Genomic DNA, 21935 nt, shown 5'->3' on the forward strand with positions numbered 1-21935 from the left:
ACGCGGGTACCAGAAGCGAACCCCGCGGGCGTGCACACAGGGTGCTCGCGCCCTGACGCCCGCATGCCCACTCCCCACGCCCTCAAGCCCCCGGCCCCCGCCCCGCCGGCTCCGGCGCCCCCTCCGCCTCGGGCGGCGTCGCCATCGGCCGACGGCGACGTACAACCGCCGTCAAACGCATGCCCAGCGGCTCCGTGAAGCGAGCCGTCAGCGGACCGAGTACGACCAGGATCAGGACGTACGCCGTGGCCAGCGGCCCGAGGGACGGTTCGATGCCCGCCGTGACCGCAAGGCCGGCGATCACGATCGAGAACTCGCCGCGCGCCACCAGCGCGCCGCCCGCCCGCCAGCGCCCCTTCGTCGAGATCCCGGCCCGCCCGGCGGCCCAGTACCCGGTGGCGATCTTCGTGACGGCGGTGACCAGGGCCAGAGCGAGCGCGGGCAGCAGCACCGGCGGCATGCTGGCCGGGTCGGTGTGCAGGCCGAAGAAGACGAAGAACACGGCGGCGAACAGGTCCCGGAGCGGGGAGAGCAGATTGTGCGCGCCCTCCGCCACCTCCCCGGACAGCGCGATGCCGACCAGGAACGCGCCCACCGCCGCCGAGACCTGGAGCTGCTGGGCCAGCCCGGCGACCAGCAGGGTCAGGCCGAGTACGACCAGAAGCAGCTTCTCGGGGTCGTCGCTGGAGACGAAACGGGAGATGAGACGGCCGTACCGCACCGCGACCACCAGTACGAGGGCCGCCGCACCCAGTGCGATGGCCAGCGTGACGCTGCCCGAGGCGAGGCCCGTGCCGGCCAGCAGGGCGGTGATGATCGGCAGATAGACGGCCATCGACAGGTCTTCGAGCACCAGGATGCTGAGGATCACGGGAGTCTCACGGTTGCCGAGCCGTCCCAGGTCGCCGAGGACCTTGGCGATGACTCCGGAGGACGAGATCCAGGTGACTCCGGCGAGGACCACGGCGGCCACCGGACCCCAGCCGAGCAGCAGCGCCATGACCGCGCCGGGCAGGGCGTTCAGGGCGGCGTCGACCAGGCCCGCCGGGTACTGGGTCTTGAGGTTCGTGACCAGATCGCTCGCCGTGTACTCGAGCCCCAGCATGAGCAGCAGCAGTACGACCCCGATCTCGGCGCCGATCGCCACGAACTCCTCGCTGGTGCCCAGCGGCAGCAACCCGCCCTTCCCGAAGGCGAGTCCGGCGAGCAGATACAGCGGGATGGGCGAGAACGAGAACCGCCCGGCGAAGCGGCCCAGCAGCCCCAGGCTGAGGATGATGGCGCCGAACTCGATCAGAAAGACCGCAGAGGTGTGCACTGCCGGTTCACTCCCGTCCGAGTATCGCCGCGGCCGCCTCCACGCCCTCCCGGGTGCCGATCACGATGAGGGTGTCCCCGCCGGCCAGCCGGAAGTCCGGCGGGGGCGAGGGGATCGCCTCCGCCCGTCGCAGCACGGCGACGATCGAGGCGCCCGTCTCGGTACGCATCCGGGTCTCGCCGAGCAGCCGTCCGTTCCAGTACGAGGTGCTGGACAGTTCGAGGCGTTCGGCCACCAGGCCCAGTTCGGTGGTGGACAGCAGATTCGGACTGTGATGCGTGGGCAGCAGGGCGTCGACGAGGGCCGCCGCCTCCTTCGGCGTCAGATGCACGGACAGCGAGCAGGCGTCCGGGTCGTCCGTGCGGTACGCGCTGAACGTCCGGTCGCCGTCGCGGTGCGCGACCACCGAGAGGCGGCGCCGCTCACGTGTCGTCAGGTCGTAGCGCACCCCGATGCCCGGCAACGGCGTACTGCTCAGGCGTGGTGTGCCCATGGCTGATCCCCTGTCCGATCAAGTGCGTACGTGTCCACGGGGCTGTTTCCGCCCCACATACGCACCGTACGCAACCCGTATGGAGGCCGGCGCCCCTGGGCGGAACGCCGGCCTCCATGGTCAGCCGGTCACTTCGATCTTCCCGTTGGCCGCCTCGGCGGGTACGGCCGTCTTGCCCGCCGTGATTCCCTTCAGCAGCTCGGCAAGGTCAACTCCCGTGGTGGAGCTGAGGAGTTCCATGCCCTGCGCGACGTTGTCGGCGACCGTGCGCGACAGCTGGCTGGCGCCGTCCGTCGAGATCACCGTCATCTTGTCCACCGCGGAGAGCGGCTCGGACGCCTTGGCGACGACCTGCGGCAGCACCTCGACGAGCATCTGGAGCACGGCCGCGTCGCCGTACTGCGCGAACGCGTCCGCCTTCTTCCGCATGGCCTCCGCCTGAGCGGAACCCGTCGCCCCGATCGCGGCGGCCTCCGCCTCGCCCTCCAGCCGGACCGCCTCCGCGATCGCCGCACGCCGGGACCGCTCGGCCTCACCCTCCCTGAGGCCCTCGATGGCGTTCGCCTCGGCGAGCGCGCTACGGCGCTGCTTCTCGCCCTCACCCGACAGCCGCGCCCGCTCGGCCTCCGCCTGCGCGGCGGCGATGGCGGCCAGCCGCTCCGCCTCGGCCTGCTTCACGCGGGCCACCCGCTTGGCCTCCGCCTCCTGCTCGGCCTCGTACCGCCGGGCGTCGGCGGGCTTGCGCACCTCGGTGTCGAGCTGACGGTCCTTCAGTGCCGCCTGGCGCTCGGCCACTTTCTCCTGCTGGATCAGGACGTCCTGCTGACGGGCGGCCTCGGCGAGCGGTCCCGCCGCGTTGGCCTGCGCGGCCGCCGCGTCCGTCTCGGCCTTGATCTCGGCCTGCTTGAGCGCGAACGTCCGCTGGGCGATCGCGATCTCCTCCTCCGCCTTCAGCCGCGCCTGCTCGGCGGCCCGGCGGGCCACCGCCTCCGCGATGTCGGCCTCCTGCTTGGCCCGCGCGGCCTCCGGGCGGCCCAGGTCCTCCAGGTAGGAGCCCTCGGTGGTGATGTCCTGGATCTGGAAGGCGTCGAGCACCAGGCCCTGCCCGGACAGGCTCGCCTCGGCCTCCTCCGCCACCTGCCCGGCGAACGCGGCCCGGTCCCGGATGATGTCCTCCACCGACATCCGGCCCACGATGGACCGCAGCGCGCCGGACAGCACCTCCTGGGTGAACCCGACGATCCCGCCCTGCTGCATCAAGAACCGCTGGGCCGCGGCCCGGATCGAGTCCTCGGAGCCGCCGACCTTGACGATGGCCACGCCTTCGAGGTTGGCCTTGACCCCGCGCAGCGTGACCGCGCCGCGCACCGAGATCGGGATGTGCCGCGAGGACAGGTCGAGGGTGAACTTCTGCTGCACGAACGGCACGACGAACACGCCGCCGCCGACCACGACCTTCTGGCCGCTGTTGTCGGTGAAGATGCGGCCGGTTTCCGGGTCGGTGGACTTCTTGCCGCGCCGCCCCGTGACGATGAACGCCTCACTCGGCCCGGCCACCTTGTAGCGCGTGACGACGACGAGCGCCAGCAGCACGAGGAGTACGACGACTCCGACGACGGCGATGACGACTGGACTCATGATGACTTCCCCCCTGCCGTCTCAGGGGACGGCAGATCGGTACGTACGAATGATTGCGGGGTGTGCTGTACGAGGTCTGATGTGCGGGTCAGCGCTCGACCTGGCGGACCGTCACCGACGTCGTCGACAAGGTCCCCTCGACCCAGATCTCAGCGCCCCGCGCGATGGGAACGGCGCTCTTGGCCGCGTACTTCACCGGCTGGCCCGCGAGATACACCAGTACCTCGCCATAGCCGTCGGCCGGGATCGCGGTGACCACGGAGCCCGAGGAGCCCACCAGGTCCTCACTGCGCGGGGTGACGGCGGGATCGTCCCGCATCAGGGTTCGGCTGAGCCTCCAGGTAAGCCAGCCCGCCCCGGCACCGGCGCCGACGCCCACGGCGGTGGCGGGTCCGGCTCCGAGGCCCGTCGTGCCGAGCACGATCGCCCCGGAGAAGCCGAGCATCGAGATGAACCCGGCAATGACCGGCAGCGACAGCAGCCCGTCGAACAGCCCGTCCAGGACCCCGGCCCCGTCTAAGAGCCCTTCCAGCACCCCGTCGAAGACGAGCGCCAGGATGAGCAGAACGACCCCCGCGATGCCGAGACCGAGAAAGAAGGTCATGCGGTACGCCCCCCGTGTCCCCGCGTACGCCGACCACCTCGGCGTACGGGGATCATCTCAGACGTGTGCCTCATCGCACATTGCCGTACTCCGGCAGTCTTTACGCCGCCTTGATGCCGGTTCCGGCCCATGCACCGGGCGCCGGCCGCGGGCCAGGATGGCCGGGCAGGAAACAAGGGGAGCACGGGGGAGCTACGGAGGACGGATACGGGCCCCGGTGCCGGGGTGTCGACGGGGGAGGACATCGGCACCGGGGCCCAGTTCTGTCCCCTGTGCCCAGTTCCGGCAGTGAACCAATCCCTGGCGGTCCGCCCCAGCCGCGTATGCGTTAGAAAGGCGTCAAGGGCTGATGACGTATCCGGGGGAGCGCATGGCGGGGCGGGACGTACCCGAGGAGTACCTCGACGGCTTCCCCGTCATCCTCGCGGACGCCTCCGCGACCGGCCGCCGGCTGACCCGCGACGAACTCGTCTCCCGCCGGGCGCTGGGCGAACGGGCCGCCGAGGCCGGGTACGGGCTCCGCGCCCTCGTCGGCGCGCACCTGGCCGCCGCCCGCGCCCACTGGCCGGCCGCGGCCCTCGCCTCCACGGACAGCGTGCTCGCCGCCGTCGAACAGACCGTCGACGCCTTCGCGGAAGGGTACGAGCGGGCCCAGCGTCAGGCCGTACGCCAAGAGGAGGCGGCGCGGCGGGAGTTCATCGACGACCTGCTGTACGGGCGCAGCGACCTGGGCCGGCTCGCCGAACGCGCCGAACGCTTCGGGCTGCGCCTCTCGCATGCCCACGCCGTCGCCGTGGGGCAGGGCAGGACCGGGTACGACGAGGGGGACGCCGTCTCCCGTGAGGTGGAGCGTGCGCTGATCGGCCGGTTCGGCGACCGCAGCATTCTCATGACCACCAAGGACGGGCGGCTCGTCTGCATCGCCCCCGGCGACCAGGACGAGGTCCTCGCCTTCTTCGCCAAGCAGGCGTACGCCGCGACCGACGGCGGCCAGGTCGCCATCGGCCGCCCGCAGCCCGGAGCCGGCGGGGTCGTCCAGTCGTACGAGGAGGCCCTGAACGCCCTCGACCTGGCCGGACGCCTGGCAATCGACGCCCCCGTACTCCGCGCCGCCGACCTTCTCGTCTACCCCGTCCTCACCCGCGACCGCCAGGCCATGGCGGACCTGGTGCGCAGCGCCCTCGGCCCGCTGCGGCAGGCCCGCGGCGGCGCCCGCCCTCTCCTCGACACCCTCACCGAGTACTTCGCCTCGGGCTGCGTCGCCGCGGAGGCGGCCCGCCGGCTCTCGCTGAGCGTGCGGGCCCTCACGTACCGGCTGGACCGGATCCACCGGCTGACCGGCGCGAATCCGGCCGACCCGGTGCATCGGTACACGCTGCAGACGGCGGTGATCGGGGCGCGTCTGCTGGACTGGCCTGAAAAGGATCTCTGAGCAGGAGCCCTGAGGACGAAGCCTGGGAGAGTCGCCGCTCCCCGGCCCCGTACGGCAGGATTCGGGCCATGACCGAGCGAGCCACGAGCGAGCGCGACCGCCCCATCCGCGTCCTGATCGCCGACGATCAGGACATGGTGCGCACCGGCTTCCGTTTCTTCCTGGACGCGCAGCCGGACATCACGGTGGTCGCCGCGGCGGCGGACGGGGAGCAGGCCGTCGCGCTGGCCCGTGAGGCCCGGCCGGACGTGTGCCTGCTCGACATCCGCATGCCGAAGGCCTCAGCCTCGCGCCCCTGAAAGGGGCCCACCTGGAGCCGCCGGCTACTGCGGCACATGTTCGGCGTGGTGACGCGCAAGCGCGGCGTGGCAGCGTTCCTCGAGACCGGGACGGTCTTCGGGGGCGTCTTCGGGCAGGACCACAAGGCCATGATCTGCCCGGAACCTGGTGAATTCGCCCTGAATTTAGGTACGTTGACCGCACTTCACCCCACGCCACCCAACCCCGCCGAGGGAGCCGCAGCCGTGCCCCAGCAGCAGAAGACCTTTCGCGCCTTGGATATCGGTGACGGCACCGACGGAACCTGGGCCGCCCATGCGCAGACCCTGTGGCCGGCCGCGGACGGGTGGCTGACCGAGGAGAGCAAGACCCCGGTGGGGGCGGCCCGCGCGCGGGAGTTGTTCGAGGCCCATATGCCGGAACTGGTACCGGTGCTCGACCGGTTGGCAGCCCAACTCGACCGCCCCGGAGGCGAAACCTTCCTCACCCTCGCCGGCATACGACCGTTCTTCGCGGGCTGCAGCCAGATCGGAGCCGGCGGCACCCTTATGCGCAACTACGACTTCGACCCTGCCGAATGCGAAGGCACCATCGTCTCCTCGCACTTCCTCCGGCCCGTGATCGGGATGCAGGACGCCGGCTGGGGGCTGCTGGACGGCATGAACGACGCCGGGCTCGCCGTCTCGCTCACCTTCGGCGGACGTTTCGTGCACGGGCCCGGCTTCGCCATCCTCATCGTGCTGCGGTACCTCCTGGAGACCTGCGAGACAGTCGACGCGGCCGTCGGCAAGCTGCGTACGATCCCGATCGGCATCCCCCAGAACGTCACCCTCGTCGACGCCGACCGCGCCGTGACCGTGCACGTCGGCCCCGACATCCCCCTCACCGAGGCCGCGGACGCCTGCGCCACCAACCACCAGCACCTGCCGGTCCCGGATGAGCAGGAACAGCAGAGCCGGACCCAGGAACGCCTGGCCACGGTCCGGGCGGCGGGCCCGGACCTCCCGGCGCTGCTGAAGCCACCGCTGTACAACTCCGCGTACGACACGGGCATGGGCACCGTCTACACCGCCCACTACCGCCCCACCGAGGGACAGGTCACCTACCACTGGCCCGCCGAGAGCTGGGACCAGTCCTTCGCCGGCTTCACTCCCGGCATACGCACGGTGACCCTGGGACAAGCGGACGGATGATCGGCCGAACAACCGGAAGCCGGGGGTGGTCATCCACGTGACGTGTGCGCAAGGATGTGGTTATGACCGCGGCCCATCGCGCCATGGCTCTCCTGGAGAGCTGGCCGAACCTGATAAGTGGCCCGCCCAAGTGCACCGTTGGGCATGCCTTCGCTTCAGCGGGACACGAGATCGTCCATTTCCACACCGCTGATTCCGCCGACCTCCACCTCACCTGCACGGCGGTCGAAAGGCTGCTCCCCCAGCTCCGCCACAGCAGCGCCATCCGCGTACGCCCGGGCGCCTCCTGGATCACCGTCCTCCTCGACTGCGACGCGGACGTCGAACTCCTGCTGGGCCTCGTGAGCGTCGCGCTGAAGGAACACAGCGACGATCACGGCGAGGATCCGCGGCTCCCTCTGTCCCCGCCCTGCGACTGGGAACGCCCTGCGGAACTGCCGCCGGTCCCCGCCTCACGTCCGGGAGCGGCCCGCCGCATGGTCGACCGGCTCATCCCCCACGGGCACGGGCACTGACGTACGTACTGCCACAGGCATTCGTCACGGCGCCGTACCGGCCGGCCCCGTCCACACCGCAGTCGGCGCCGCAGGGGCCGGCGTCGTGGACGTCGGCGTGGGCGCCGCCCCCACCACCGCCACCACGGCACCCGGATCAAGCCGCCGGTACAACCACTCCGCGTCGCCGCGGCGCAGCCCGATCCACCCCGTGGTGCTGTCGTAGTTGCCGGGCGCCTTCTCGTCCAGGGTGAAGGCGACGATGTAGTTCGTACGGTTCTGGGGGGTGCGCATCCGGATCACCCACGGCGCCTTCGTCTCGTACCGTCGCCCGAGTCCGAGCGTGTCGGTGGGCAGGACCGCGGCCTTGTACTTGCCGGTGACCGTCATACGGCCCGTCGGCGTCGGCGTCTTGGCCGCCCCCGCGGAGATGGGCAGGACGCGCCCCCCGACGACCAGTTCACGCCGGGAGAGGTTCACGGTCGCGGCGGGCACCGAGCCAGCGACGGACGACGGCCCCGGTGCCTTGAGCGTGGCGGCGGGCGGTCTGGAGTGGCCCTCCTTTCCGCCGACGAACGCCATGCTCAGGACCACCGACACGGCTGCCACCGCACTGGCACCGACCGTGGCCAGGGACGCGTGACGGCGACGTCGGCGGCGTACGGCACGACGGCGGATCTCGGCGCCCGGGACGGGGGGCGGACTCTCGTGGTCGTCGGCCCACTCATGGAGAGCGCGAGCCAGTTTGCGGTGGGACTCGGCGGGCCGGGGCTCATCGGACACGGTCGTCCTCCCTCTCAGCCAGTTCGTCGGCCTCGCTCAGCCACCGCGCCAGCGCCGCGCGGCCACGGGCCAGCCGGGCCTTGACCGTGCCCACGGGCGCATCGGTTTCGGAGGCTACCTGTTCGACACTGAGGTCGCACAGATGGTGAAGTACGACGGCTCGGCGCTGCGCCTCGGGCAGCTCCCGCAACGCCTGGACCAACGCGGTGCGCTCGGGCCCCGGCCCCGGCATGTGCTCCGGCGGCGCAGTGCGGCGCACCAGTTCCAGCCAACGCCTCGCCCGCCGCCAGCGGCTCACCGCGAGCCGCATCGCGACGGTACGGATCCATGCCTCGGGAGCCCCTTCGGCCAGGAACTCCCGCCGCCGGTCCCAGGCACGTACGAACGCCTCCTGGACGACGTCCTGCGCCTCTCCGTGGTCCCCGGTGAAGGCGTAGAGCTGGCCGGTCAGCCGCGGGAACGCGGTGGCGTAGAACGCGTCGAACTCTTCCTCGGTCATGCCCCCCGCCGGAGGTCTGCGGGACGCCGTGCAGCCCGGTGGTCTCTGCCGCGTGTACGGGTCCCTGGGTCGGGTGTACGGGTCCCTGGGTCGCGTACATCGAAGCACAACACGGTAGTTGACCGAGAGTCAGCCAGGGGTCAGCGCTTCTCGTACGGGTTCGACGGCTGGTCGACGCGGTCCACCGAGGTGGCGTTCAGGACCGGGCGGGCCTCGTCCGAGCCGGGCCTGCCGGTGCGGTGCCAGGTGCCGGTGACGGTGACCCAGGTGTCGCGGGCCGGGGCCTCGGCGCCGCGGACCTGGACCTTCAGGGGCGCGGCGTCGGCGGCGCAGCAGTTGACGAAGAGGCGGGCGACGTACCACCTGCCGTCGTCGTCCTTCGTCACGAAGCCCGTCAGCCGGAGGGTGCGCCCCTTCAGGGACGCGCCGCTGTCCCACTGTGCACGCGACGCGAACGCGTTCAGCGTGAGCTCGACCGGGTCCCCCGCCGGGAGCTCGGGGAAGGTGCCGACGCCCTGCGCCGCGACCTTCGCCTCCTCGCGCTCGGCGCTGTACGAGCCGAGGGCGGGCGGCGGGTAGAGGAGGAGGGCGAGGGCGGGGGCGGCGAGGAGCCAGGCGATACGGGGGCTGCGGGTGTGATCGTGACCGTGAGGGTCCTCCGGGCCATCCCCGCCCGTGCCCTGCTCGCTTCCGTGGCCCTCAGGGCCGTGCTCGCCGTCACCGTTCTCACGCCTGACGAGGGCCAGCACCCCGAGCACGAGCAGCAGCACCCCGGAAATGACCAGATACGGCCGCAGTCCCTCCTTCACATACCGCAGATACAGCTCGCTGAAGAGAGACACCCTCAGCAACGCCGCCCCGCACAGAAGCAGCAGCACCCCCTGCGTACGGAACCTCATAGCAGCCACCACCCCACACCCACACTGCTCGCCACGGCCACGACCCACGTCACGGAGGAGAACCGGATGGCGAAGGCCCGCCCGAAGGTACCCGCCTGGAGGGCGAACAGTTTCAGATCGACCATCGGCCCGACCACCATGAACGCGAGCCGCGCGGTGGGCGAGAACCCGGTCAGCGAGGCCGCGACGAAGGCGTCGGCCTCGGAGCAGACGCACAGCACGACGGCGAGTACGGCGAGCAGCAGCACCGACAGCCAGGGCGAGCCGGTGAAGACGTCGAGCACGGAACGCGGGACGAGGATGTTGAAGGTCGCCGCGGCAGCCGCGCCCAGTACGAGGAAGCCGCCCGCGTGCAGAAAGTCGTGCTGCAGCCCGTCCCGGAACCCGCGCCACCCGGTAGGGGACGCCCCCTTGCCTGTCGTACGCCGCCGGGGCAGCCACTCCTCCTTCCCGAACCGGATCCACAGCCAGCCCATCACCACGGCGGTGGCGAGTGAGGCGACGAGCCGGGCGCCGACCATGGCCGGGTTCCCGGGAAAGGCGATGGAGGTGGCGACGAGCACGACCGGATTGATGGCGGGCGCGGACAGCAGAAAGGCCAGCGCGGCGGCGGGCGCGACACCGCGCCGCATCAGGCTGTCGGCCACCGGCACGGAAGCGCACTCGCACCCGGGGAGCACCACCCCGGCCGCCCCCGCGACGGGCACGGCGAGCGCCGGCTTCTTCGGCAGTACGCGACTGAAGACCCGCTCCGGCACGAACGCCCCGATCGCCGCCGACACCGCCGTACCCAGCAACAGGAAAGGCATCCCCTGCACGGCGATGGCCGTGAAGACGGTCCACCAGGCCCCCATGGCAGGCGTGGCGAGATCGAGCGCGAACATCGGCCCGAGCACGGACCCGACGGTGACGATCGCCACGAGGGCAACACCGCCGACCACGACATGGACGAAGCCCCTCGCGACAACGCGCGCCCCGTCGCCCAGACTCCCTCTCTCCTCCACGCCCCTTGCTTCCCGCCTCACCGAGTCGTACGTCCGTACGTCCATACCTCCGTACGTCCGGGCAGATTAGCCGGTGCCGCTGTGCGGGCTCCTCGGCGCCTTGGTGTCAGGCCCGCGCCACTGTGCCCGCGATCAGCGTGGCGACGGCGTTTTCCAGGGTGGCGCGCAGGTCCAGGCGGAGCCCGATCACGTTGGGGTCGGCTTCGTAGGCGGCGAGCGCGCTGGCGGAGGGCCGGCAGTAGGCCGAGAGGGCGCCGGCCAGGATCAGCGTCATCATGGCCACCGTCCGGGCGCCGTCGCCGAGTTCCGGCACGTACTGGCGGATGGGGTCGGTCGCGGTCGTGATGCCGGCGACGGCGGACAGCTTGTGCAGCACCACGACGTCGGGCCCACCGCCGTCCACGACGGCTACTCGGGGCGGTGTTCGCCCTCGCGTCGTAGTGCCTACGTGTCGGCCCCGTACGTCCCGTACTCCGGAAGCCCCGTCGATTCGTAGACGAGGATCGTCAGTCCGGCCAGTGTCGTCTCGTTGCTCAGGAGCCGCAGGCCGGCCGGGGCGCCGCCGTCCGGGAACAGGCGGCGGCCGGTGCCCACGACGACCGGGGCGATCGCGAGTCGCAGTTCGTCGATCAGGCCGGCGGCCAGGAGTGCCTGGCCGAGACGGGCGCTGCCGTGGATCTGGAGTTCGCGGCCGGGCTGCCGCTTCAGTTCGGCGACCTGGGCGGGGACGTCGCCGGACAGGATCGTGGTGGGGTTCCAGTCGGCCTTGGTGAGGCTGTGGGAGGCCACGTACTTCGGCAGGCCGTTCAGGATGGCGGCGGACGGGTGCTCGGTCATCTTCGGCCAGTCCCGCGCGAAGTTCAGGTACGTACGGCGGCCGAAGAGGAACGCGTCCGCCTGCTCGAGCCATGTGCCGGCCAGCCGCTCGAACGCCTCGTCCAGATGCGGTACGAACCAGCCGCCCTGGGTGAATCCGTCGCTCGTGTCCTCGTCGGGGGCGCCCGGCCCCTGCGAGACGCCGTCCAGCGACAGGAACTCCTGCAGAACCAGTCTCATCACGTATCACTCCCGCTTCGGCTTCCGCTTTCGGAATTCGGTATTCGGTATTCGGCGGGGACGTAGTCGCACCCCTCTCCCCCAGACCGTATGCCGTGCGGAGACTCATCGGTCCGACCCGGACCGCCCGACCCGGACCGCCCGATCCGAACCGTCCGTTCCGAATGGTCCGAAGCGATCGGTTCGGGAACCGTCAGTGATGCGGCCCCGCCGCCCCCGCGCTGATCAGAGCCGCGCAGGCGACAACCGCGGCGCACAGGGCCGTGAGGTAGCGGACCGAGACATGGCGGGCCGTGACGTGGAGCGCCGAGACATAGCGCGTGGACATGCGTCGGAACACGGCGACAACCTCGCATCGTCGGTGCGTTAAGTGAGGGCAATCGTAGGTTTAACGCGCCGCTTAACGTAGGGCGGAACAGGCCGAGGGGCAAGAGGGATCGGGATTCTCCTGCCCGCTTTCCGCGAGCATTAACTGGCTTGTTCCGAACGGAAGTTGATTTGTCAGTAGAGGTAAGTCGACTTACTGGCATGCTTGGGCCATGGCCGAGCGTGACGACCCGGGAATCATCGGGCGCCGAGTCCAGCAGCTGCGTACCGAACGCGGGCTGACACAGAAGCAGTTGGCGGAAGGGGCGTACACGCCGGCCTATATCTCCACGCTGGAGGCAGGGCGCGTACGGCCCTCGGAGCAGGCGTTGCGGCACATCGCCGCCCGGCTCGACGTCGCGTACGAGGAACTGGCCACCGGCCGGCCCGCCCACCTCGCCACGAACCTGCGGCTGCGGCTCACCGACGCCCAGCGCACCCTGGCCACCGGCGAGGCGGAGGCCGCAGCCGAGCAGTACGCGGCGCTGCTGGCGGAGGCGGAGGCGCACGGCCTCGACGCCGAATGCGCCGCCGCGCTGCTGGGGCTCGGCGAATGCGCCCTGGAGTCCGGCGAACTGGTCGTCGGGCGGCTCCGGTTCGAGCAGGCGGAGAAACGGCTCGCGGACACGCCGTTACCGATCCGGGTGCCCGCCCTGCGAGGACGCGCGGTCGCCCACCACCTGGCGGGCGAACTCCGGTACGCCTGCTACCTCCTGGAGTCCGCCCTCGACGAACTCAACCGCACCGGCCTGCATGACCCCGGCGCCCTGGTCCTCCTCTACGCGAGCGTGATCGGGCCGTACATGGACATGGGCGCCCACGCGCGCGCCGCCCAGGCCGCGGAGTTCGCCCTCGCGCTGGCTCCGCAGGTGCAGGACCCGGCACTGCTGGCACGTATGCACCGCTCGGTCGCCCGTACGCTGCTCGCCGAGGGCCGGACCGCGGAGGCGGACGCGTCCCTGGCGAAGGCGGCGGAGTTCTACCGCCAGCTTCAGATCCGTACGGAACTCGCCAACTGCCACTGGATGCGCGGCTACGTATACGCCCAGAACGGCCAACTCGACCGCGCTGAGAGCGAGTTGCGCGAGGCCCGCGCGATCCTCGCCGCCAAGCGCGCAACGCTCTACACCAGCCAGGTGGTGGTGGAACTGGCGGACGTCCTGCACCGGCAGGGAAAGTCGTCCGAGGCGGCGAAGCTGCTTCGCGATGTGCTCGGGGATCTGCATTCGGAGCGGGGTGCTGTGCATTCGGCGGCGGCTCATCGGCTGCTGGGGATCATCGCCGAGGACGCGCAGGACACGGAGTCGGCCGAGGAACACTACGTACTCGCGCTCAGCCTCCTCGAACGGGCGGGCGCGGCGGGCGACTTGGCCGACCTGTGCCGGATGCTGGGCGACCTGTTCCGGCGTACGGGGCGGGTGGAGGCGGCGCTGGACGCGTACCGAACCGGTCTGGGGCACCAGACCGCGCCGGGGACGACGACGCTCGGTCCGGCACCGGCGCACCCGCCACTCTGAGGGCGGCGAGTCTCGCCGTCGCGCCGACTGACAAACAGGCTGTTCCCAGAGTCGTCATATGCGAACGGAACCCAGGCGGGATCCCAGGAGGAGAAGATCTTCCGGTGACTCAGGTACTCGTCACCGATCATCCGCACACCACTGAGCCGATGAGCGACCGGCAACACGAACTCCCCGCCCCCGTCGTGACGCGACAACGAAGCGACCAGTTCCTCGGGGAGGGAAAAACCGAGCGCGACCGTCATGCCCGCCAGCATTGTGGCGACACACGCCCTGGTCCAGGCCCGGGCTGAAGGGTGGGGCCGGCGAGGACCGTGGCCTACAGGGACGTGACGAAGGCGGAGAAGGCGTCTGGGGTGACCGTGAAGGCTCCGCCTTCGGGGTTCTTGGAGTCGCGGACGGCGATGTGGGGGGTGAGGTCGGCGACCTCGACGCACTCGCCGCCACTCGATCCGCTGTACGTCGACTTGCGCCACTCGGCGTTGCCGAGAGGGGCGCACTCGACGCAATCGCCACCGCTCGTTCCGCTGTAGCTGGACTTACGCCACGTCGCGGCCGTCAGTGCCTCGCTGGTCTCCATAGCGCTCCTCCATCACGCGGGCGATCAGTTCTGCCGAGTCCTCGGGCGAGAGGGCCATGGCCTGCAAGCGAGCGTAACCGACCGAACGCTCCCTGATCACTTGCGGGTTGGCGGTCATGTGTGGGACGTCGTACGTCTCCGCGTAGAAGAGGTCCGGGTCGTCCTCGAAGCGCAGGAGATTGAACGAGCCCATCATCCCGGTGTGTTGGCCCACCGAAGAGGGCAGCACCTGAATCTGCACCCACGGTCGCGTACGGAAACTCAACAAGTGGGCCAGTTGGTTCCGCATGACCTTCCGGCCTCCCACCTCCTGGAGGAGCACCGACTCGTCCATCACCACCCAGAGGGCGGGCGGGTGCTCGCGTTCGAGGATGCGTTGCCGGTCCAGCCGAGCCACGACCATCTCCTCAGACCTTGTCGGGATGGTCCACGCCCAGCAGGGCTGCTGCGTACTCCCTCGTCTGCAGAAGCCCGTACACCAACTGGCACTGATACGTGGAGAGAAAAGTCGCCCTCGCCTCCATGTCCGCGTACGGCTGGAACCAGTTCGGCAACTGGGACCGCAGCACAAGCCCAACCAACCGCGAAAAGGCCCCCTCCGTCTCAAGGGCCACATCCACCCGCTCGCTGAACTCCCGCGTGGGAACCTTGTGCGCCGTCTCGATCTGCCCGATCAGGGACCCCGTGCAGAACACGGCCGAACCCAACTGCTTCTGGTTGAGCCCGGCGGCCTCGCGGAAGCGGCGCAGCTCCGCGCCGTAGTAGTCCAGCGGGCTCGCGCAGGGATCGAGGTCTCGGATATTGACCATGTGGCGCCAACTCCCAAGTGCACGCGGCACATCGTTTTGTTCCAGCCGTAGCCGAGCGTAACCGGATCACTCCACTCTGGTGACGTGAATCACGCAACTGACCTTCCAGAGGCGGGGCTTGGCGCCAGGTATGGCGGCAACTTCACCGTCGGTGAGCACTCGGCCCGGCACTTGCGCCGCATTCTCCGGGCGTACCTGCTGGCATGGGAGATGCCCGAACTGATCGACGCGGCGGGCCTCGCGCTCACGGAGCTGATCGCGAACGTCGTACGGCACGTACCGGGGCGGCGCTGCTCACTGCTGATGCTGCGGCGGCCGGAGGGGCTGCGGGTGGAGGTGACGGACGCCTGCCCTTCGCCGCCGTTGTCCACAGCTGTGGACGAACTGGCGGAGGGCGGCCGGGGCCTGCTGATCACCGAGGCGGTCACGGACCGGTGGGGCTGGCAGCCGCTGACGGGCGGCGGCGGCCGTACCGGCAAGACCGTGTGGTTCGAGTGCGACGCCAAGGCGCAGAGATGAAGGCATGACCGTACGCTGCATTTCGTGACCTCTGCCGCCGCCCGCACCGCGCTGGACCTCACCGGGGATCTTCCGCTCCCCGCCCTTGAGGACTTCTACCGCGACCTGCATCGCCACCCGGAGCTGTCCCTCGCCGAGCACCGCACGGCGTCGCGGCTCGCGGAGCGGCTGCGGGCGGCCGGGTACGAGACGGCCGAGGGCGTCGGCGGTACGGGCGTGGTGGGCCTGCTGCGCAACGGCGACGGCCCGACCGTCCTCCTTCGCGGCGACATGGACGCGCTGCCGGTCGCGGAGGAGACCGGGCTGCCGTACACCTCGCAGGCGCCCGGCGTCATGCACGCCTGCGGGCACGATCTGCACGTCACCTGGCTGGCGGGCGCCGCGTCCGCGCTCGCCGAGGGGCGGGACACCTGGTCCGGCACGCTGCTCGTGGTGGGCCAGCCCGCCGAGGAGACCGGCGAGGGAGCGGCGGCGATGGTCGGGGACGGGCTGTACGAACGTTTCCCGCGCCCCGACGTCCTGCTCGCCCAGCACGCGACGCCCGGTCCGACCGGGCTGTACGCGCACTCGCCCGGCCTGATCATGTCCGCCGCGACGGACGTCGACATCGTGGTGCACGGGGTGGGCGGCCACGGGTCCCGGCCCGAGGCGACGGTCGACCCGGTGGTGACGGCCGCGTACATCGTGACGCGTCTCCAGACCGTCGTATCAAGGGAGTTGGCGGCCCGGGAGTCTGCCGTCCTGACGGTCGGCCGGATCGAGGCGGGCACTCGGCACAACATCATCCCGTCCGAGGCCCACATCGCCCTCAACCTCCGTACGCAGTCCGCCGCCGTACGCGACCGGATGCTCGACTCGATCCGCCGTATCGCGGTGGGCGAGTGCGCGGCGGCGGGCTGCCCGAGCGAACCCACGATCACGATCGGCAGCAGCTTCCCGGTCACCGTGAACGACCTGGAAACCGACCGTCGCGTAGCCGCCGTCCACGGCGAGGTCTTCGGCGCGGGCACGATCCTCGACTTCGGCCCCGTGATGGGCAGCGAGGACTTCCCCGTCCTCGCCGACGGCGACCTCCCCTACGCGTACTGGTTCGTGACCAGCACCCCCGCCGACGTCTGGAACGCCGCATCCGCGGCCGGCGACCTGATGCACCAACTCGCAGCGGTCCCGAGCAACCACAGCCCACACTTCGCGCCTGACCTGGCGACGGTGGGGCCGGGGGTACGGACGCTGGTCTCGGGCGCGCTGGAGATGCTGGCGGAGCGGTGACCCCGGCCTGCCAAGGATGAGAAACGCTCAGCCATGCCGACCGACCCCAGTGATGAGTTTTCGCGCCCGCACCCGTCACACCTACGACGGGACACGACGAGGCGTAAGGATGACGTGATGAGTGCGGACACACGGCTGGAGGAGCTGGGCGTGAGCAGTCTGGGCGAGGTCGACGAGCCGGCGTTCTCGGGACTGGCGGAGCGGCACCGGCGGGAGCTGCACGTGCACTGCTACCGGATGCTCGGGTCGTTCGAGGACGCCGAGGACACCGTGCAGGAGACGTTCCTGCGTGCCTGGCGGCGGCGGGAGACCTTCGAGGGGCGGTCGACGTTCCGGGCCTGGCTGTACCGGATCGCCACAAACGCCTGCCTGGACCTGCTCGCCAAGTGCCGCCCGGAGCCTGCGACCGGCGGCGAGGTGCTGTGGCTGCAGCCCTACCCGGACCGGCTGCTCGACGAGCTGCCCGCGGGCGACGCGGACGAGCCGGAGACCGTCGCCGTCGCGCGGGAGACGATCGAGCTGGCGTACCTGGTCGCAGTCCAGCACCTCGCGCCGCGCCCCCGGGCCGTGCTGATCCTGCGGGACGTGCTGGGCTGGCCGGCGAAGGACGTCGCGGAGGTCCTCGGGAGCTCCGTCAACTCCGTGAACAGCGCGCTGCAGCGGGCCCGCGCCGGCATGCGGGAGCACCTGCCCGCCGAGCGGCAGGACTGGACCGGCGGCCAACAGGACGCCGGGACGCGCGAGCTGGTGCGCCGCTATACCGACGCCAGCGTGGCCACGGACATCCCGGCGCTGGCCTCGATGCTGCGGGACGACGTCCGCTCCTCGATGCCGCCCACGCCGGGCCTGTACGTCGGCCGCGACGCGGTGGTGAACGACTGGGTCGAGGGCGGCTTCGAGGGCATGAAGGGCCTGCGCCCCGTCCCCACCTCCGTGAACCGGCAGCCCGCCGTCGCCTTCTACCTCTGGCAGAAGCAGGAGGGCGCGTACCTGCCACTGACGATCGACGTCCTGCGCGTCACCGGCGGGGCGATCACCGAGATCGTCACGTTCCATGACGACCAGTTCCCGCGGCTCGGGCTGCCGGAGCGCCTGCCGGCGGACGGCACGGAGTAGTCCCGGTGTGGACGCTCGCGCTGCGCGGTGGCGCGCGTGTCGCGGTGGTCGCGGCGGAGTGGTACGACGACGCGTTCGGTGTCGTCACCCGCGGGCGGGTGCGGCTGGAGCTGCGCGACGGCGAGATGGGGCCGGTCCTCGGACGCGGCGCTGGGTTCTGGCTCCGCGGCACCGGCGTCCGCGCCCTGCGAAACCCCGGCCGTCGCACGGCGAGGGTGCGCATCGTCACCCCCAGTTCATGGCGCCAAGGATGATGGGCTATTCACCACTCTTTCAACCTGTATGCCGTTTTGCCCCGCTCTGGAGGGACGGCTGAGTCCGAGGTCTTGGCGCCCTTCTTACGGTGTCGTGACGTGCTGGGCGCGGAAGCGCCGTTCGGTGGAGCTCGGGACTAGCGTTTCCGTATGCGAGTACTGGTCACCGGCGGAGCCGGGTTCATCGGGTCGGCGGTTGTGGCGGCGCTTCGGGCGCGGGGGCATGAGGGGGTCGTCTACGACCTCGTGTCCGGGGGCGATGTGCGGGACCGGGGAGGTGTCGAGCGGGCGCTCGACGGGGTGGACGCCGTGTGTCATCAGGCGGCGATGGTGGGGCTGGGGAAGGGGTTCGAGGACGCGGCCGCGTACGTGAGCAGTAATGATCTCGGGACCGCTGTGTTGTTGTCCGCCATGGCGGATGCGCGGGTGCGGGGGCTGGTGCTCGCCGGGTCGATGGTCGTTTACGGGGAGGGGCGGTACGAGTGCGGGCGGCATGGGGTGGTGCGGCCGGGGCCTCGGGACGTCGCCGATCTGGATGCGGGACGGTTCGAGCCCAACTGCCCTGTGTGTGGGGATGAGTTGGCGCCGGGGCTCGTAGGTGAGGACGCTCCCGTCGATCCCCGGAACGTGTACGCCACGACCAAGCTCGCCCAGGAGCATCTGGCCGCCTCCTGGGCTCGCGCGGTGGGCGCTCGGACTGTTTCGCTTCGGTACCACAACGTGTACGGGCCGGGGATGCCGCGTGACACTCCGTACGCCGGGGTCGCTTCCTTCTTCCGGTCCGCGCTGGCACGCGGGGAGTCCCCTCGCGTCTTCGAGGACGGGGGCCAGCGGCGGGACTTCGTGCACGTGCGTGATGTGGCCTCCGCCAATGTGCTGGCCCTGGAGGCCCTTTCGGACGCGGCCCCGTTCAGGGCGTACAACGTCGGCAGCGGAGATCCGCACACCGTGGGCGAGTTGGCCGCCGCACTGGCCACCGCCCACGGCGGGCCCGCGCCCGTCGTCACCGGGGAGTACCGGCTGGGCGACGTACGGCACATCACGGCGGATTCGGCGCGGGTGCGGGGGGAGTTGGGCTGGAAGCCGGAGGTCGGATTCGAGGAGGGGGTGCGGGAGTTCGCCACGGCGGCGGCCCTGAGGGACGCTGGGCGCTGACGCGCCCCGTCAAGGGGCGCCCCATAGGGGCGCGGGGAACTGCGCGACCCGCCACGACGGGCCTGCAGCCGCGACACACCGTGTCACCCCCACCCCGTGGCGGGGGGCCTGGGGGCGCAGCCCCCCACGCGGCGGAGCCGCAAATTGATACAGCCGGGAAGGGGCGGGGCTGGGAAAAGCAACCCTCGTGAAGCTCAGCCCACCCGCTGACCAGCCCGGAGTTGCTCCAAGCGCTGGTGGACATGCCGGAGCGCGCCCTCGCGCCGCCCCGGCACGCGGCGACGCAACTCGGCCAGGGCGGAGCCCAGTTCACGGGCCGGGCCCGCGTCAGCGATACGCCCCCACTGGTGATGAGCCCGGTCAACGGCCGCCTCGACACCAGGCGCGTCCGGGGACTGCCCCGCACCGAGCCGGGCATCGGCCACAGCCAGCCAGGTCCGGCAACTGCGCACAGCGTCCCCGGCAAACATGGCCAGATCGGCCCGTACTTCCATCCAGTGCACAACCTCGTCCGACCCGGGCCCATACGTACGCAACGCGTCCTCCTCCCAACGGGCGGCCAACCCGTCGGCGTCACCGTGCCGCCCGGCCTCCACGGCGGAGGCGATCTCGGCGTGGGAGTCGAAGGGTTCGGAGGCGGCGGAGGGTACGGGCGCCTCCGGCAGGGAGGCGGCAGGGACGAACGGGGCGGGCGCCTCCGGCGGTGCGGCGCCAGCGATGAACGGCGCAGGCACCGTCTCTGGCGGTGCGTCGGCGGACACGAACGGCGCGGGCACCTTTGGCGGTGAGGCAGCAGGGGCAAGGGGCGCGGGCGGCTCCGACCGCGAGGCAGCGGAGGCAAGAGATGCGGGTGCCTCCGACCGCAAGCCGTCGGGGACGAACGGCGCCGGCGCCTCCCACGGTGAGGCAGCGTGAACGGTCGGCGCCGCTGCCGCGAACGGCGCGGGAACAGCGGGGGTGGGTGAGTCCACCGTCAGCACGAGGTCCCGCCGAACCGCCTCCGGTTCCTCCCCCGCCACCCGCGCCAGCGCCTGCTGGTGCAACTGGCCCGGCTCCGGACGGTGACCGCTGCGCAGGATCGTCGCGACGGACTTCATGTACGTCGGCATCGCGAGCGTCCGCCGGGGCGGGGGCGGAGCGATCCGTCCGTACAGCCGGGCCCCTGGACCGACGGCGAGCGGCTGCGTGGCCAGGTGCTGCCAGGTCTCCGCGTCGGCGTGCAGGTCGACGAACACCGTCGTACCGCCGGGCGCGCGCAGCCGCAGCTCCTCACGGATCCAGTGCCAGGGAAAGCCGGTGTAGCGGACGGTCGACGGGGTCGTACGGGCCAGGGCCAGGTGCGGAAGCCGTTGGCGGCGGTCGAGTTGGAGCTGGCCGGTGACGAAGACCGTCAGCGGACCGGGGGCCGTCGCGGCGGCGCGCAGGCGGGTCAGGACGGCCTGGGGCTCCAGGGGGTCGGCGAGTTCGACGACGTTGGCGGTGTCCGTGCCGGAGAGCACCGCGGGCGAGACGGCCGCGAGCACGGGGAGCACCGACGCCGCGTCCACCAGGGACCCCTTGCCCACCGGTGAAGCCGCTAGCAGCAGCACGGTCCCAGGCATCGTTCCCGCCCCCTCTCCCTCGATCACTCCATCGATCAGCACGTCAGCACCGTAACCGCTGCGCGTGCAAAGCGGGGCCAGAGGGAGGATCCCTGGGGTTCGAGCAAGCGGACGAAGTCCCTCACCCTACCTACGGGTACGTGTGACCATGGGTGCTCCTGTGAAGCTTTGAGGTCTCAAAAAGTCAGCAAAGGAACAGGACATGACCAAGCCTGTCCCCAACTCCCCCACAACCGCTGTTTCCTCGCCTGCCGCCCCCTCGGGCGCCGCCCCCGCCACCCGTCTCCTCGTGGTGGAGGACGACGTCGGCGTCCGCGACGTGCTCACCATGGCCCTGGAATTCCTCGGCTTCGAGGTGACCTGCGCAGCCACCGGCCACCAAGCCCTGCGTCTCGTCACACGGCGCACCCCCGACCTCGTCCTGCTCGACGTCAACCTCCCCGACCTCGACGGCTTCGAGGTCTGCCGGACCCTGCGCGAACGGGACCTCACCATGCCCGTGCTGTTCCTCTCCGGACGCAGCGGGGTCGACGACCGGGTGCACGGACTGGACGTGGGCGGCGACGACTTCGTCACGAAGCCGTTCGAGCTGAAGGAGGTGGCGGCCCGCATCCGCGCCCTGCTGCGCCGCACTGCCGAACCGCCCACGCGGGGCCGCTGCCTGAGCGTCGGTCATGTGCAACTCGATCCCGACGCACACCAAGTGTGGGCGGCCGGGCGCCCGGTCCGGCTCACCCCCACCGAATTCGCCCTGCTGCGCTATTTGTTGGAGAACTCCGGCCGGGTGCTGACCCGCTCCCAGATACAGGAGCGCGTCTGGAACCACCGGGACGAGAGCTCAGGCATCGTGGACACCTGCGTCTACTACCTGCGCCGCAAGCTGGGCGACCAGGACCAGTCACTCATCCGTACCGTTCGCGGTGTGGGCTACCGGCTGTCCGCGGCCTGACCGCCGAAGTCCACGTCGCGCCGCAACCTTCATCAAATCCTTATCCCGTACGGAGCGGTTCCGGATCCACGCTCGCTTCACTGGGGCCGCGGCCTCCGCTCGGGGCTG

The 21935-nt window shown here is 71.0% G+C and carries 23 protein-coding genes and 4 pseudogenes; 11 read left to right on the forward strand and 16 right to left on the reverse strand.

What is annotated here, in order from left to right; genetic code table 11:
* Positions 1-82 precede the first annotated feature (82 nt).
* The 4 genes from ABD357_RS14155 to ABD357_RS14170 all read right to left on the reverse strand — a co-directional run bounded on the left by ABD357_RS14155 (position 83) and on the right by ABD357_RS14170 (position 4053).
* A complete protein-coding gene (locus tag ABD357_RS14155) occupies positions 83-1318 on the reverse strand; it encodes a cation:proton antiporter (RefSeq protein WP_344390197.1) in 1236 nt (411 codons plus the stop codon).
* 7 nt (positions 1319-1325) lie between these two features.
* A complete protein-coding gene (locus ABD357_RS14160) occupies positions 1326-1811 on the reverse strand; it encodes a cation:proton antiporter regulatory subunit (RefSeq protein ID WP_344390201.1) in 486 nt (161 codons plus the stop codon).
* Between the two features lie 120 nt (positions 1812-1931).
* Positions 1932-3449 (reverse strand): flotillin family protein, encoded by a 1518-nt coding sequence (locus ABD357_RS14165; RefSeq protein WP_344390202.1) that lies wholly within the window; start codon positions 3447-3449, stop codon positions 1932-1934.
* 88 nt (positions 3450-3537) lie between these two features.
* Entirely contained in the window at positions 3538-4053 is a 516-nt protein-coding gene (locus ABD357_RS14170) for a hypothetical protein (protein WP_344390204.1), read from the reverse strand.
* Positions 4054-4423: 370 nt separating this feature from the next.
* Here ABD357_RS14170 and ABD357_RS14175 point away from each other — a divergent pair, with 370 nt between their 5' ends.
* Positions 4424-5485: a PucR family transcriptional regulator gene (locus ABD357_RS14175; protein ID WP_344390264.1), complete on the forward strand. Its 1062-nt coding sequence runs from the start codon at positions 4424-4426 to the stop codon at positions 5483-5485.
* Positions 5486-5553: 68 nt separating this feature from the next.
* Positions 5554-5763, forward strand: a pseudogene (locus ABD357_RS14180) (response regulator transcription factor); the annotation flags it as partial.
* Between the two features lie 51 nt (positions 5764-5814).
* Here the strand turns inward: ABD357_RS14180 and ABD357_RS14185 are convergent.
* Positions 5815-5901 (reverse strand): annotated as a pseudogene (locus tag ABD357_RS14185) (SAM-dependent methyltransferase); the annotation flags it as partial.
* 12 nt (positions 5902-5913) lie between these two features.
* Here ABD357_RS14185 and ABD357_RS14190 point away from each other — a divergent pair.
* On the forward strand, positions 5914-6957 hold the full coding sequence (locus ABD357_RS14190; RefSeq protein ID WP_344390205.1) for a C45 family autoproteolytic acyltransferase/hydrolase: 1044 nt from the start codon (positions 5914-5916) through the stop codon (positions 6955-6957).
* A 62-nt stretch (positions 6958-7019) separates the two neighbouring features.
* Positions 7020-7472: a luciferase domain-containing protein gene (locus tag ABD357_RS14195; protein ID WP_344390207.1), complete on the forward strand. Its 453-nt coding sequence runs from the start codon at positions 7020-7022 to the stop codon at positions 7470-7472.
* A gap of 24 nt (positions 7473-7496) precedes the next feature.
* On the opposite strand, the gene ABD357_RS14200 is transcribed toward ABD357_RS14195, so the two are convergent.
* From ABD357_RS14200 to ABD357_RS14230, 7 genes are all read right to left on the reverse strand, one after another.
* The gene (locus ABD357_RS14200) at positions 7497-8234 is read right to left on the reverse strand and encodes a L,D-transpeptidase (protein ID WP_344390208.1); all 738 of its coding nucleotides are present in this window, start codon (positions 8232-8234) and stop codon (positions 7497-7499) included.
* Complete coding sequence (locus ABD357_RS14205; RefSeq protein ID WP_344390209.1) at positions 8224-8733, reverse strand: SigE family RNA polymerase sigma factor; 510 nt, start codon at positions 8731-8733, stop codon at positions 8224-8226. Before ABD357_RS14205 ends, ABD357_RS14200 begins: the two co-directional genes overlap by 11 nt.
* A gap of 140 nt (positions 8734-8873) precedes the next feature.
* Positions 8874-9632 (reverse strand): TIGR03943 family putative permease subunit, encoded by a 759-nt coding sequence (locus ABD357_RS14210; protein WP_344390211.1) that lies wholly within the window; start codon positions 9630-9632, stop codon positions 8874-8876.
* Complete coding sequence (locus ABD357_RS14215) at positions 9629-10681, reverse strand: permease (RefSeq protein WP_344390212.1); 1053 nt, start codon at positions 10679-10681, stop codon at positions 9629-9631. Before ABD357_RS14215 ends, ABD357_RS14210 begins: the two co-directional genes overlap by 4 nt.
* 61 nt (positions 10682-10742) lie before the next feature.
* Entirely contained in the window at positions 10743-11039 is a 297-nt protein-coding gene (locus tag ABD357_RS14220; RefSeq protein WP_344390213.1) for a hypothetical protein, read from the reverse strand.
* Between the two features lie 41 nt (positions 11040-11080).
* Positions 11081-11692: a dihydrofolate reductase family protein gene (locus tag ABD357_RS14225; RefSeq protein ID WP_344390216.1), complete on the reverse strand. Its 612-nt coding sequence runs from the start codon at positions 11690-11692 to the stop codon at positions 11081-11083.
* Between the two features lie 193 nt (positions 11693-11885).
* Positions 11886-12032 carry a hypothetical protein gene (locus ABD357_RS14230; protein ID WP_344390217.1) on the reverse strand — a complete coding sequence of 49 codons (147 nt, stop codon included), beginning with the start codon at positions 12030-12032 and terminating at the stop codon, positions 11886-11888.
* Positions 12033-12231: 199 nt separating this feature from the next.
* Here ABD357_RS14230 and ABD357_RS14235 point away from each other — a divergent pair, with 199 nt between their 5' ends.
* Entirely contained in the window at positions 12232-13575 is a 1344-nt protein-coding gene (locus ABD357_RS14235; RefSeq protein ID WP_344390218.1) for a helix-turn-helix domain-containing protein, read from the forward strand.
* Between the two features lie 23 nt (positions 13576-13598).
* On the opposite strand, the pseudogene ABD357_RS44705 reads toward ABD357_RS14235, so the two are convergent.
* The 3 genes and pseudogenes from ABD357_RS44705 to ABD357_RS14245 form a co-directional block, all read right to left on the reverse strand.
* Positions 13599-13832: pseudogene (locus ABD357_RS44705) on the reverse strand (SMI1/KNR4 family protein); the annotation flags it as partial.
* A gap of 62 nt (positions 13833-13894) precedes the next feature.
* Positions 13895-14155: a DUF397 domain-containing protein gene (locus tag ABD357_RS14240; RefSeq protein ID WP_344390220.1), complete on the reverse strand. Its 261-nt coding sequence runs from the start codon at positions 14153-14155 to the stop codon at positions 13895-13897.
* Positions 14115-14964: pseudogene (locus ABD357_RS14245) on the reverse strand (helix-turn-helix domain-containing protein). Before ABD357_RS14245 ends, ABD357_RS14240 begins: the two are co-directional and overlap by 41 nt.
* A gap of 84 nt (positions 14965-15048) precedes the next feature.
* Here ABD357_RS14245 and ABD357_RS14250 point away from each other — a divergent pair.
* From ABD357_RS14250 to ABD357_RS14270, 5 genes are all read left to right on the forward strand, one after another.
* The gene (locus ABD357_RS14250; RefSeq protein WP_344390221.1) at positions 15049-15483 is read left to right on the forward strand and encodes an ATP-binding protein; all 435 of its coding nucleotides are present in this window, start codon (positions 15049-15051) and stop codon (positions 15481-15483) included.
* A 24-nt stretch (positions 15484-15507) separates the two neighbouring features.
* Entirely contained in the window at positions 15508-16752 is a 1245-nt protein-coding gene (locus tag ABD357_RS14255; protein WP_344390222.1) for an amidohydrolase, read from the forward strand.
* A 117-nt stretch (positions 16753-16869) separates the two neighbouring features.
* On the forward strand, positions 16870-17868 hold the full coding sequence (locus ABD357_RS14260) for an RNA polymerase subunit sigma-70 (RefSeq protein WP_344390224.1): 999 nt from the start codon (positions 16870-16872) through the stop codon (positions 17866-17868).
* Between the two features lie 5 nt (positions 17869-17873).
* Complete coding sequence (locus ABD357_RS14265) at positions 17874-18122, forward strand: hypothetical protein (protein ID WP_344390225.1); 249 nt, start codon at positions 17874-17876, stop codon at positions 18120-18122.
* Positions 18123-18272: 150 nt separating this feature from the next.
* A complete protein-coding gene (locus tag ABD357_RS14270) occupies positions 18273-19277 on the forward strand; it encodes an NAD-dependent epimerase/dehydratase family protein (protein ID WP_344390226.1) in 1005 nt (334 codons plus the stop codon).
* Between the two features lie 194 nt (positions 19278-19471).
* Here ABD357_RS14270 and ABD357_RS14275 read toward each other — a convergent pair whose 3' ends face one another.
* Complete coding sequence (locus tag ABD357_RS14275; protein WP_344390266.1) at positions 19472-20878, reverse strand: hypothetical protein; 1407 nt, start codon at positions 20876-20878, stop codon at positions 19472-19474.
* Positions 20879-21080: 202 nt separating this feature from the next.
* On the opposite strand from ABD357_RS14275, the gene ABD357_RS14280 reads away from it, so the two are divergent.
* Positions 21081-21827 carry a response regulator transcription factor gene (locus tag ABD357_RS14280; protein WP_344390228.1) on the forward strand — a complete coding sequence of 249 codons (747 nt, stop codon included), beginning with the start codon at positions 21081-21083 and terminating at the stop codon, positions 21825-21827.
* Positions 21828-21935: the final 108 nt, after the last annotated feature.

The sequence above is a fragment of the Streptomyces vastus genome, from assembly GCF_039532825.1.
Taxonomy (GTDB): domain Bacteria; phylum Actinomycetota; class Actinomycetes; order Streptomycetales; family Streptomycetaceae; genus Streptomyces; species Streptomyces vastus.